The sequence below is a fragment of the Mesorhizobium sp. M0771 genome, from assembly GCF_040320155.1.
Lineage (GTDB): Bacteria > Pseudomonadota > Alphaproteobacteria > Rhizobiales > Rhizobiaceae > Mesorhizobium.
Window position 1 is genome coordinate 21492 of sequence record NZ_JAMYPC010000024.1, and the last position, 11419, is coordinate 32910.

At 62.9% G+C, this 11419-nt stretch carries 11 protein-coding genes; 4 read left to right on the forward strand and 7 right to left on the reverse strand.

Features of this window, described 5'->3' with window-relative positions:
* Window position 1: 1 nt before the first annotated feature.
* The 3 genes from NKI05_RS27595 to NKI05_RS27605 are packed head-to-tail and all read right to left on the reverse strand — an operon-like array spanning window position 2 to window position 2774.
* Window positions 2-1054, reverse strand: coding sequence for a xanthine dehydrogenase family protein molybdopterin-binding subunit (locus NKI05_RS27595; RefSeq protein ID WP_352793678.1), 1053 nt, complete (start codon window positions 1052-1054; stop codon window positions 2-4).
* Window positions 1002-2306, reverse strand: coding sequence for a molybdopterin cofactor-binding domain-containing protein (locus tag NKI05_RS27600; protein ID WP_348626195.1), 1305 nt, complete (start codon window positions 2304-2306; stop codon window positions 1002-1004). The genes NKI05_RS27595 and NKI05_RS27600 overlap by 53 nt, the downstream gene beginning before the upstream one ends.
* A gap of 15 nt (window positions 2307-2321) precedes the next feature.
* Entirely contained in the window at window positions 2322-2774 is a 453-nt protein-coding gene (locus tag NKI05_RS27605; protein WP_352764342.1) for a (2Fe-2S)-binding protein, read from the reverse strand.
* Window positions 2775-2948: 174 nt separating this feature from the next.
* Between NKI05_RS27605 and NKI05_RS27610 the strand changes: the two genes are divergently transcribed.
* Together NKI05_RS27610 and NKI05_RS27615 are read left to right on the forward strand one after the other, a co-directional pair.
* Complete coding sequence (locus NKI05_RS27610) at window positions 2949-3371, forward strand: OsmC family protein (protein ID WP_023814886.1); 423 nt, start codon at window positions 2949-2951, stop codon at window positions 3369-3371.
* A 44-nt stretch (window positions 3372-3415) separates the two neighbouring features.
* Window positions 3416-3955, forward strand: a complete 540-nt coding sequence (locus NKI05_RS27615) for a carboxymuconolactone decarboxylase family protein (protein ID WP_023814885.1) — start codon at window positions 3416-3418, stop codon at window positions 3953-3955.
* Window positions 3956-4001: 46 nt separating this feature from the next.
* On the opposite strand, the gene NKI05_RS27620 is transcribed toward NKI05_RS27615, so the two are convergent.
* Complete coding sequence (locus NKI05_RS27620) at window positions 4002-4460, reverse strand: hypothetical protein (RefSeq protein ID WP_050586866.1); 459 nt, start codon at window positions 4458-4460, stop codon at window positions 4002-4004.
* Between the two features lie 65 nt (window positions 4461-4525).
* On the opposite strand from NKI05_RS27620, the gene NKI05_RS27625 reads away from it, so the two are divergent.
* Window positions 4526-5269, forward strand: coding sequence for a 2OG-Fe(II) oxygenase (locus tag NKI05_RS27625; RefSeq protein ID WP_023705198.1), 744 nt, complete (start codon window positions 4526-4528; stop codon window positions 5267-5269).
* A 52-nt stretch (window positions 5270-5321) separates the two neighbouring features.
* Here NKI05_RS27625 and NKI05_RS27630 read toward each other — a convergent pair whose 3' ends face one another.
* Window positions 5322-5636, reverse strand: coding sequence for an EthD family reductase (locus NKI05_RS27630; RefSeq protein ID WP_023814884.1), 315 nt, complete (start codon window positions 5634-5636; stop codon window positions 5322-5324).
* A gap of 226 nt (window positions 5637-5862) precedes the next feature.
* Here NKI05_RS27630 and NKI05_RS27635 point away from each other — a divergent pair, with 226 nt between their 5' ends.
* Window positions 5863-7485, forward strand: coding sequence for an ABC-F family ATP-binding cassette domain-containing protein (locus tag NKI05_RS27635; RefSeq protein ID WP_023705196.1), 1623 nt, complete (start codon window positions 5863-5865; stop codon window positions 7483-7485).
* A gap of 45 nt (window positions 7486-7530) precedes the next feature.
* Here NKI05_RS27635 and NKI05_RS27640 read toward each other — a convergent pair whose 3' ends face one another.
* Window positions 7531-10152: a bifunctional diguanylate cyclase/phosphodiesterase gene (locus NKI05_RS27640; RefSeq protein ID WP_031205202.1), complete on the reverse strand. Its 2622-nt coding sequence runs from the start codon at window positions 10150-10152 to the stop codon at window positions 7531-7533.
* A gap of 262 nt (window positions 10153-10414) precedes the next feature.
* Window positions 10415-11308: a hypothetical protein gene (locus NKI05_RS27645; protein ID WP_023814882.1), complete on the reverse strand. Its 894-nt coding sequence runs from the start codon at window positions 11306-11308 to the stop codon at window positions 10415-10417.
* Window positions 11309-11419 lie beyond the last annotated feature (111 nt).

An 11419-nucleotide genomic window follows, 5' to 3' on the forward strand; every position in this document is an offset into this window, starting at 1 on the left:
CTCACAGCGCTTCGGCTTCGGTTTCGATGCCGGTCTCCGGGCGCTCCCTGCTGTTCGCCAGCACCGCCAGCAAGGGTGCTGAGGGCGGCGGCACCATCGACACGCTGGTCTTGTCGGCGCCGTCGCTCTTCAGCTGGTTGCGGTCGATGGGCAGGCTGCGCAGGCGTTTTCCCGTCGCGGCAAAGATCGCGTTGGCAAGGGCGGGGCCGGCCGAAACCGTTGCCGTCTCGCCGATGCCGCCGGGCGATTCCAGGCTCTTGACGTGATAGACCTCGATCTTCGGCGCTTCATTGTTGCGCAGGATGCGGTAGTCGTGAAAATTGCTCTGGTCGACGCGGCCATTGCTGAAAGTGATGCCGCTGTAGAGCGCCGTCGACAGGCCGAAGATCAACCCGCCTTCGATCTGGGCTTCGACCGTGTTTGGGTTGATGGCGATGCCGCAATCGACGGCCACCACCGCGCGCTGCAGCGTAATCTCGCCGGCCGCTGACACCGAGATTTCCAGCACCGCGGCCATGAAGCTGCCGAAGGCATCGTGCTGGGAAATGCCGCGGCCGCTGCCGGCCGGAAGCGGCGAGCCCCAGCCCGACTTTTCGGCCGCAAGCTCGAGCACGCCTGCGGCCCGCGGCTGGTTCTTCGTCAGCGCCCGGCGATACTCTACCGGATCCCTGCCCACCGCATTGGCGAGTTCGTCCATGAAACTTTCGACCACGAAGACATTGTGCGTCGGTCCGACGCCGCGCCACCAGGTGATCGGCACCGGTGGGTCCTCGCGCACCCAGTCGACCTGGATGACCGGCAGATCATAGGGCGGTTTGGCGGCGCCCTCGACGGCATCGTCGTCAAGCTTGTCCTGCGGCCAGCCGCCGGCGATGTAATTACCCAACACCGAATCGCCGGCGACATGGTCGATCCACACCGTTGGCAAGCCGTCGGCGCCGAGACGGGCTGATATCCGGTCGTAGTAGGTCGGCCGGTAGAGATCGTGCTGGATGTCTTCTTCACGCGTCCAGATGACCTTGACCGGGTACCTCACCTGTTTGGCGATCGCCACCGCCTGGCCGACATATTCGGCGACAAGCCGGCGGCCGGAAACCGCCGCCGATCAGGTGATTGTGCACGATGATCTTGTCGAGCGGGAAGCCCGTGACCTGTGCCGCCCAGCCTTGCGCCTGGGTGGGCACCTGGGTGCCGAGCCAGATCTCGCATTCATCAGTGCGCACATGCACGACGCAGTTGATCGGCTCCATCGGCGCATGGGCCAGGAACGGCAGCTCATAGCTTGCCTCGACCGTGTTGACGGCAGCCTTCAGCGCGCCGGCGACGTCGCCTTCCTGGCGCGCCATGATCGGTGTCTTGTTTTTGGACGCAGCCTTCAGCGTGTTCATCATATCGGCGCTTGAAAGCCTGGCGTTGGCGCCTTCGTCCCAGGTGATGGTGAGGGCCTCGAGGCCTTTCTTGGCCGCCCAGAAATGATCGCCGATCACGGCGACCGCATTGTCCAGCCTGACGATATCGCGCACGCCTGGGACGGCGCGTGCCGCCGTCTCGTCCACATCGCCGAGCTTGCCGCCGATCACCGGACAGGCGGCGACCGTCGCCACCTTCATGCCGGGCACGCGCACATCGATGCCGTAGACCACTGCGCCATTGACCTTGCCCGCCGTGTCGACCCGGCGCAGCGACTTGCCGATCAGCTGGAAATCCTTGGGGGCCTTGAGCTTGACGTCGCTCGGCACCGGTTGCTTGCCGGCCGCGTCGGCGAGCGCGCCATAGGCCAGCTGCCGGCCTGTCGGCAGATGCGTGACCACGCCAAGCTTGGCGCTGCATTCCGAAATCGGAACCGCCCATTGCGCGGCTGCTGCCGCAACCAGCATCGTGCGGGCAACGGCGCCTGCCTTGCGCAGCGATTCCCAGGTAGCCCGCATCGAGGTTGAGCCGCCCGTTGCCTGGCCGCCAAGCGCAGCGGTGGCGTACAGCTTGTCGTTGGGCGGTGCGTCGACGACCTTCACCTGGTCGAGGCCGACTTCCAGTTCCTCGGCAATCAGCGTCGCTTCGCCGGTGTGGGTGCCTTGTCCCATCTCGATGTTGGGCAGGATGAAAGTGATCTTGCCGTCGCTGTCGATGCGGATAAAGGCATCGGGTGAAAAGGCGGCGGTGACGTCGCCCTCGACGGGCTCGGCGGCGGCAAAACCGGGCCTGGTGCCGGCGCCCAGCATGGTGAAGCCGAGCAGAAGGCCGCTGCCCTGCAGGAAGGCACGGCGCGAGGTGAATTTTTGGGTGGGGGAGGAGGACGGCTTGCTCATGGCTGGCTATCTCCCTCAGGCCTTCGCGGCCTGTTTTATGGCCGCTCTTATTCGCGTGTAGGTGCCGCACCTGCAGATATTGCCGGACATGGCGGCGTCGATATCGCTGTCGCTCGGGTCGGGGTTGCGCTCCAGCAGCGCCGAGGCCGACATGATCTGGCCGGACTGGCAATAGCCGCACTGGATCACTTCAAGGTCGAGCCATGCCTGTTGCACTTTTTTGCCCGCCGGCGTCGCACCGATCGCCTCGACGGTGGTGACATGGCGCGACCCAACCGACGCGACCGGCATCACGCAGGATCGCACCGGTTGCCCGTCAAGCTGCACCGTGCAGGCGCCGCACTGGGCGATGCCGCAACCGAACTTCGTGCCGGTCAGGCCGATGACATCGCGCAGCACCCACAGCAATGGCATATCGTCCGGCACGTCGACACTGCGATCCTCGCCGTTTACATTGAGCGCAATCATGGGCCTCTCCTCGGTTATCCGCATCCCCATGGACAATGCAGTAGGCACCTGTTTGCCGGTCGTGTCTAATCACATGCATGTTGTTCGGCACCGCAACGCGTGTGCAAATCGCACTCGTGTGCGCGCCACAGTGCCCCTGATCTTTGCCGGGCTGCCGGCTGAAAGGTTTTTGCGATGGCTGAGTTGAAGGTCAGGACCCGCGTCACCGGCGCGACGGCGACGCTGCAGCCCGGCGGCTTGCCTTCCATCACCACTCCGACCGGCGGTGCAGTCGATGTCGTCACCGCCGTCAGCGCGCCGGGCTTCAATCCGCTCGACCTGCTCTACGCCTCGCTCGCCGCCTGCATGGTGCTGAGCGCGCGCATCGCCGCCTCACGCCTCGGCGTCGCCGCCGAGCTTGGCGAGGTGCGCGCCGAGGTCAGCGGCGAGACGGCCAAGGACGAGCCGTCGCGCGTCGAAAGGCTCAACATCAGGCTCGACATCTCAGGCGATCTCGACGCTGCGACCAAGCAGCGGATCGTCGAGGACGCCGAAGCGATCTGCACGGTGTCCAACACGCTGCGCGCCGCGCCGCAATTGCATACGACGCTTGGGTGAGGGTGTCGCAGAATGCCTCGCTACCACCAACCAAGGACCGTCCCATGGCCATGATCCCGCCGATCGACTACGCCTCGGCATCGCAAGACATCCGCGCCGAGCACGACAGGGAGCTTGGCCTGCGCGGACGCATGACCAACATGAAGCGCATCCTGCTGCATTCACCGGCGGCCCACCGCATCTATGCCGAATGGTTCACCCTGCGCGATCTGCTCAAGCCCGCACTCGACGACCGCGCTGTCTGGCTGTTGTCGCTGGCGATCTCCGAGAGATGCCGCGCCGAGATACCGCTTACCTTCTTCCGCCGCGCGCTGATCGACAGCGGTCTTGATCCCGAGGCGATCGAGCCCAGCGCTGAAGAAGCTTTGCTGATCGAATTCGGCAAGGCAGTCGCTGCCGATACCAACGCCGTTCCCGACGATGTCTGGGCGGCACTCAAGGCTAGCTACGCCGACACACTGCTGGTCAACCTCGTCGCCTTCGCCGGCATCATGGTGGCGACCTGCCTGTTCACAAACGCGGTGAGGGTCGATCTGGACCCTGAGTTGGAGGCGTATCGCCGCAAGGGTGCCGATCCGGTCTGATGCGATCGATACGCAGTCGATCTGCAGTGGATATCGCCCGGAAGGATCAGCCGTAGTAGCCGGCTCCAAACAGCAAAAGTGTTTCCACCTGGGAGTCCGCTTCTTTTCCTATGGCTGTCCAGATGCTGATGCCGAGAGCATTCGAAATCGCGCTATCGATCTCGACCTTCACATTGGGGTCGGTTTGTCTCAAGAACCTCAGCGCAACCTCCATGGAAATCGGAAACAGCGACGCGCCACCCAGTTCCAAGATCGCAGGCGAGGTGAATTCTAGCGCTTCGAGTGCGCCATCGGCCTTGTAATAGGCGAATACTCCAAGGTCCGGCCAATAGTCGGCCGGAACGCTGGTTGGGCTCCGCCGAAAGACCTTGAGCTCTCCTGAAAAGAAGGATCTGACAGTCGCCTTAGACGATCCGAGAGGAAGCCCTTTGACGCCATTTAGCGGTTCGATCGAAAGATGCATGTACACAGTTAATCGCTGCCGGCAGCAGATGACAATGTTCATCGCAGGAATCGGGTGGCCCAGGCGCCTCGTTCGCCCCACTTTGACCGCAAGCAAAGGAGGCATCCATGACCATCCATTCGATAAGCACCAAACGCGCAGCCCATTCGGCCGAAGCGCGCGTCGCAGCGCAGGACTGGAGTGCTCTGATCGGCGAACTGAACAGCCACGGCAGCGCCGTCATGCCGGCGTTGCTTGCACCCGAGGAGTGCGCCGAGATCGCCGGTCTCTATCCGCATGAGGACCATTTCCGCAGCCATGTGGTGATGGCCCGCCATGGCTTCGGCAAGGGCGAGTACCGCTATTTCCGCTATCCGCTGCCGGATCTGGTCGGTGGCCTGCGCACCGCGCTCTATCCCAGGCTGGCCGGCGTCGCGAACGACTGGAACGATCGCATGGGCGCGGCACGGCGCTATCCCGATGACCACGCCGCCTTCCTCCAGCTTTGCCACGAAGGCGGCCAAACGCGGCCGACGCCGCTTCTCCTCCAATATGGCCCCGGCGACTTCAACTGCCTCCACCAGGATCTCTATGGCGACCTCGCTTTTCCCCTGCAGGTCGCGATCCTGTTGTCGCAGCCGGGCGAGGATTTCACCGGCGGCGAATTCGTGCTGACCGAGCAGCGCCCGCGCATGCAAAGCCGTGCCGAAGTGGTGCCGCTGACCCGGGGCGATGCAGTGATCTTTGCTGTCCACAATCGCCCGGTGCAAGGTACGAAAGGGCACTACCGCGTCAATCTCCGGCACGGCGTCAGCCGCCTGCGCTCGGGACGGCGGCATACGGTGGGAATCATCTTCCACGACGCGAAGTAACGTCGTCCGCTTCGGCGCGGCTCCTTCGTTCCACTCCGAGATCGGCTAAGATTCACACTTGGTCGACGTCGAACAGGAGCATCGTCAAGTCATCGTCTCCTGGGGCGAGTATACGCCGGTCAGCGGCGCAGGCAATGCCGATTTCGGTGGCAAATGCGCTCTGCATATCGGCGAGGCTGTCGAAATAGAGTGTCCCGACCAGATACGGAATCTCGCCCGCCGAGCGCTTGATGATGGGCCGCCTGCTGATTTCGTAGCGCCGCAGTCCGGGAAGCTTCTTGGCCAGCGGCACATGAACCTCGAAATAGTGCCGGTCGAACGCCTCCGGATCAGCCGGGGTTTTGTAGATCACGAGCATCTTGGCCATCGTCATATTCCTGCCTGTTGGTGTCGCTGTTTGGGGGCCATGCAGGCCGCCGTGCCAATGTCGTTCCGCGAGGGCGGTTTTCGACAATCGCTGGATTTTTGTTTCGGGCGCGATGACGGGTCCTCGCCACCATCTGTGGCGCTTCTGCCTCTTTCCTCCTTGCGCTCATTCGCGTATGGCCCCGGGCAAATCCCTCAACTTTGCACCAACTCCCCCGGACCGCCTCATGATCCGTCTTGAAAGCATCAGCAAGCAGAACGGCCGCCAGCTTGTCTTCATCGAGGCCTCGGCCTCGCTACAGAAGGGCGAGAAGGTCGGCCTTGTCGGGCCGAACGGCGCCGGCAAGACGACGCTGTTTCGCATGATCACCGGCCAGGAGCAGCCCGACGAGGGCCAGGTGCAGGTCGATCGCGGCGTCACCATCGGCTATTTCAGCCAGGATGTCGGCGACATGGCGGGCCATAGTGCTGTGGCCGAAGTGATGAACGGCGCCGGGCCGGTCAGCGACGTGGCGGCCGAAATGGCCGAACTCGAGGCGGCCATGGCCGACCCCGAACAGGCCGACCGGATGGAGGAGGTCATCGAGAAGTACGGTGAGGCGCAGCATCGTTTCGAAGAGCTCGACGGCTATGCGCTCGATGGCCGCGCCCGCGAAGTGCTGGACGGCCTGGGCTTCAGCCAGGAAATGATGGATGGCGATGTCGGCAAGCTGTCCGGCGGCTGGAAGATGCGCGTGGCGCTGGCCCGCATCCTGTTGATGCGGCCCGACGTCATGCTGCTCGACGAACCGTCCAACCATCTCGATCTCGAAAGCCTGATCTGGCTGGAGCAGTTCCTGAAAGGTTATGAGGGCGCGCTGCTGATGACCTCGCACGACCGCGAGTTCATGAACCGCATCGTCAACAAGGTGGTCGAGATCGACGCCGGTTCGCTCACCGCCTATTCCGGCAATTACGAATTCTACCAGCAGCAGCGGGCGATCGCCGACAAGCAGCAGCAGGCGCAGTTCGAGCGCCAGCAGGCCATGCTGGCCAAGGAGATCGCTTTCATCGAGCGCTTCAAGGCGCGGGCGTCACACGCCGCCCAGGTGCAGAGCCGGGTGAAGAAGCTCGACAAGATCGATCGTGTCGAGCCGCCCAAGCGCCGTCAGATCGTGAATTTCGATTTTCAGCCGGCGCCGCGCTGCGGCGAGGATGTCGTGACGCTGAAGAACGTCCACAAGGGCTATGGCAGCCGCTCGATCTATGAGGGGCTGGACTTCCAGGTCCGCCGCCGCGAGCGCTGGTGCATCATGGGCGTCAACGGCGCCGGCAAGTCGACACTGCTGAAGCTGGTGGCCGGCGCGTCTGACCCGGATGCCGGCACAGTTGCTCGGGGGCCGAGTGTGAAAATGGGCTATTTCGCCCAGCACGCCATGGAGGTGTTGGAGGGCGAACGCACCGTGTTCCAGACGCTGGAGGACGCGTTTCCGCAAGCCGGCCAGGCGCCGCTCAGGGCACTCGCCGGCTGCTTCGGCTTTTCCGGCGACGAGATCGAGAAGAAATGCCGGGTTCTGTCAGGCGGCGAAAAGGCGCGCCTGGTGATGGCGCTGATGCTGTTCGATCCGCCCAATCTTCTGGTGCTCGACGAGCCGACCAACCACCTCGACATCGCGACCAAGGAGATGCTGATCACGGCGCTGTCGCAATACGAAGGCACCATGCTGTTCGTCTCGCACGACCGCCATTTCCTGGCCGCACTCTCCAACCGCGTGCTGGAACTGACGCCAGAAGGCATCCACACCTATGGCGGCGGCTATACCGAATATGTGGAGAGGACCGGGCACGAGGCGCCGGGGCTGCGGACCTGACGCAGGTCCTGCGTCCGCATTTGCGTCCAGCAAAGCCAGGATTTGTCAGCTCGCCGCCAGCCATTTGCGCGACTGCGCGAAGGCCTTGAAGGCTTTGGCATCCATCGGGTAGCCGAACAGGAAGCCTTGCAGGATGTCGCAGCCAAGCTCTTTCAGGATGCGCGCGTGCTCCATCGTCTCGACGCCCTCGGCGATCACTTCGATCCCGAGCGACTTGCCGATGTCGATGATGGACGACACAAGCTGCCGCTGTGCGGTTGAGCTGGTGATGGGGGTGACCAGCTGGCGGTCGATCTTGAGGCGACGGGGCCGCAACTTCAACAGCGAGACGATCGAGGCATGCCCGGTGCCGAAATCGTCGATCTCGACGTCGATGCCGAGCCCCTTGATGTGTTCGATGTTCCAGCTGACCAGCTCGTCGTTTTCGTCGAGGAAAATCGACTCCACCAGTTCGAACGACACGGTCCCTTCCTTGATCGGAAGCTTGCGCAAACCCTTGATCAGGTCCCTGTCTTCCAGGCGCCGTGCGGAAACGTTGACCGAGACGCGCGGGATGTTGAGGTGGCTGCGCGACCAACGCTCAAAACTATCGAGCGCCTGCTCCAGGACGGTGCGGTCGATAAGCGCCACGACATTGAGTTCCTCAGCCACCTTGATGTAGGCGTCGGGGGTCAGCATGCCGCGTTGCGGATGATCCCAACGCGACAGCGCCTCGACGCCGACGATCTCCAGCGTCTTGGCGTCGAACTGCGGCTGATAGTAGACGATGAATTCGTTCCGCTCGAGCCCGCCCAGAATCTCGTCGGCGGTCTGCTTGGTCCGCACGATCTCGCTCTGCAGCTCTTCGTTGAAAAACTCGTAGCGGTTGCGGCCGCGGCCTTTCGCCCGGTACAGCGCCAGATCGGCATTGACAAGCAACTGCCTTGCATCGACGCCGCTATTGGCCGCAATGCCGATGCTGACGCCGAACCGGCACTGGTGACCCAGATAGTCGACCGGCTGGCGCATCGCATCGATAATGTGGTCGGCCAGCGCGGCGAGTTCCTTGTCGTCGCGTCCATGGCTCAGCACGACAAACTCGTCGCCGCCGATGCGCGCAACGAAATCGGCACTGCCGACGCTGGCCTTGATGACTTTCGAAGCATGCACCAGCAATGCATCGCCCGCTGCATGGCCGAGCGTGTCGTTGATCTGCTTGAACCGGTCAAGGTCGAGATGCAGCAACGCCGCACGGCCGTCGGCTTCGCGGTTTTCGGCAAGCATCTCGTCCAGATACCGACGGTTGGGCAGACCGGTCAGCGAATCATGCATCGCGACATGCTCGATGCGGGCTTTGGCCAGGTTCAGTTCGGCATTTTTCGATTCTGAAAGGCGACGTTCACGCACGAGATTCTCGTTGAGCAGCACGTCGCCTGTCACATCCCATTCGGCGCCGATCATTTTTGGCGTGCCGTCGATGTCCCGGAAGAAACTGGCGCGGGTGCGCACATGGCGAATGGTGCCGTCCGGCCGCAGGAGCCGATACTGCGAAGAGTAGGGGCCTTGTGTTGCAACAGCCGAATCGAAATCTGCTTTAGCCCGTTCGAAGTCTTGGGGATGGATCGCCAGCGCCCAGTCGTCATAGCTACGGGTCTTGCCGCCGCCGGGTTTGCCATAGATTTCGTTGATGCGGTCGTCCCATACGAGTTCGTTGCTGACGGTATCGTGCTCCCACACGCCTATAGCAGAGGCTTCCAACGCCAGCTCCAGCCGCCGGGACAGGCGCCTCAACTCGGCGTCACTTTTCTGCCGCTCACCGAAAAGACGTCCTGCCACGAGGATCGGCAGCACCACCAGCGCGCCGGCAAGCGCCATGAGCAGACGCAACAGCCACTCATTTTTCGGAGCGGTCGGCCAGCCGCCCTTCGGTATGGCTGAAATTTGCCAGGAGCCTGAAGGCAATTGCACCTCTGCCATCACCGGATTGCCGGACACGACATTATCGCCGCCGAAGAACAGTTCCCCGCCGCCGCCGAGCGCATCCTTGCCGATAAGCGCCACATCGATATCCAGATCAGGGTCGGTCAGTCCGCTGGCAGCGTAGAGCCGATCGACATCGATCACGGCCGAGACGATACCCCAGAAACGGTCGCCGCCACCCGCCGTCGGCACGAAGACCGGGATACGGCCGATGAAGCCACGTCCGCCTTGCGCCAGTTTGACCGGCCCGGCGAGCACCAGCGCGCGCTGGTCACGGGCGCGAAGCGCGGCCATGCGTTGCGTATCGCTCTTGCGGTAGTCCAGCCCGATGGCTTTTTCATTGCCTTCCAGCGGATACATCAGCGCGATGACGAGGTCGGGGGCGCCGGCAATATCGCGCAACTGCGATTTTTGCTCGAACAGATTACGGGCGAGTGCCGCAAATCTTTGCTGGCCCATATAGGGCTCGGTAACGATTGTCGAAACGAGACCCTGAACCAGCTGGAGATTGCCGCCTATGTTGCCTTCGAGCTTGGCGCGTATGATGTTGACCTTGGCCAGGACGTCGGCGCGCGCCAGCTGATCGGAGACCTCTCTGTTCCTCTGGTCGGCAACCAGGGCGCAGACGAGAAGCACGACAAAGGCAATCGCCGCCGGCAAGTTGGCGGAAGAAAAAACGGCCCGTTTCAACCGGCCGGAATTGAGCATTGCACCTGCCAACTCGATCCGAAGACCTTTCCAGGACAGTAGTCCTTCGGTCGACCATAGTAGCTAAAGCTTAAGTTTGAGCTTCGAGACGAATCCGAGAACAAACGGTAAGCTTTTGGCTGCCAGGGTCCAGCCGAAATCTGAATGAGTGTCCGAAAGTAGGACGCCAGGTTGCAGCGTTCTGCAACCCAGCGGCGAAGTCATATTCGCCTCAGATTGCAACAAGCCGCCTGATCTTGCCGCGCGGGCCCTTGCGGGAGGCTTACTTCCCAGCCATTTGATCGGCCAGCGCCTGCGCCTGGGCGAGCAGCGCCGGGAAAGCCGGGTCAGCCGGCAGGCGCTGCGCCATGCAGGCCCGGTAGTCGCTGTCGCCCTTGTCCCAGGCGGCGTTGGAGGACTCGAACGCTTTTTCGTCCTTCAGGTCCGATGCCTGGTAGGCCTCCTGGAATTTCTGCGCGGCGGCGTCCGCAGCAGCCCACACGGCGTCGCAGGCGGCGATCTTCGGAACGGCAGGGGCTGCCGGCGCTGCGATAATTCTCACGCTGTTGCCTTTGACGAGCGTAACGACGACTTCCTGCTCATAGATCGGCCCGACGTCCTGCGTCCAGCCGCCGAGCCGTGCGAAGGCGATGTCGGCGCCTTCGGGTTTCTTCAATGGAAAGTCGAGCGTTCCCTCGAAGGCGGCGTCGCTGTTGATCGCCTGGGTATAGAAGGCATCGAGCTTAAGCGCCTCATCGATGCCGGCGGGCAGTTTGAAACTTTCGTCGGTCTCGGCGGTTCTGGACTGGAGCCAGCGCTCCAGCAGCCCTCGCGTCGTTGCCACCAGGCTGGGGCCGTCGTCGCCCTTGGTGTATCGCAGCCCATCGAGCATGCCATAGCCGATATCGGAGTCGCTGAGGCTTTCGATATTGATTGTGCCGGTTGGCGGAAAGTCCTTGACCGCCAGCGGCCCGATAATGCCGGCAAGACGCTGCTGGAGGTCGGCCAGCGCCTTCTCGTTCTCAGCGTCGATGGTCTCGATTGCCGCGTTCGCACTGTTCAGCGCCGCGATATCAGCAATCGCCTTGTCACGCGCGGCGACATAGTCGTCCTCCGGCGAGGCCGCGAAAGCCACGCTGCTCACCAGCGCAAACAGAAACGTCCAGACCCACCGCATGATATAAACCCTGCTCTACGTTCGATTCCAAGGATACATGACAACATTGGGCTGAAAAAAGACGGCGTTGGAGCTGCCCCCTTGAGGAAGGAGATGGCCGGCAGGCCAGAG

Bases quoted from the DNA above. Each gene is read 5' to 3' on its own strand.
- NKI05_RS27615 (WP_023814885.1), top strand. From the start codon at position 3,416: ATGGCCATGATCCCGCCGATCGACTACGCCTCGGCATCGCAAGACATC.
- NKI05_RS27610 (WP_023814886.1), top strand. From the start codon at position 2,949: ATGGCTGAGTTGAAGGTCAGGACCCGCGTCACCGGCGCGACGGCGACG.
- NKI05_RS27600 (WP_348626195.1), bottom strand. From the start codon at position 2,306: ATGAGCAAGCCGTCCTCCTCCCCCACCCAAAAATTCACCTCGCGCCGT.
- NKI05_RS27625 (WP_023705198.1), top strand. From the start codon at position 4,526: ATGACCATCCATTCGATAAGCACCAAACGCGCAGCCCATTCGGCCGAA.
- NKI05_RS27620 (WP_050586866.1), bottom strand. From the start codon at position 4,460: ATGAACATTGTCATCTGCTGCCGGCAGCGATTAACTGTGTACATGCAT.
- NKI05_RS27645 (WP_023814882.1), bottom strand. From the start codon at position 11,308: ATGCGGTGGGTCTGGACGTTTCTGTTTGCGCTGGTGAGCAGCGTGGCT.
- NKI05_RS27635 (WP_023705196.1), top strand. From the start codon at position 5,863: ATGATCCGTCTTGAAAGCATCAGCAAGCAGAACGGCCGCCAGCTTGTC.
- NKI05_RS27640 (WP_031205202.1), bottom strand. From the start codon at position 10,152: ATGCTCAATTCCGGCCGGTTGAAACGGGCCGTTTTTTCTTCCGCCAAC.
- NKI05_RS27630 (WP_023814884.1), bottom strand. From the start codon at position 5,636: ATGGCCAAGATGCTCGTGATCTACAAAACCCCGGCTGATCCGGAGGCG.
- NKI05_RS27605 (WP_352764342.1), bottom strand. From the start codon at position 2,774: ATGATTGCGCTCAATGTAAACGGCGAGGATCGCAGTGTCGACGTGCCG.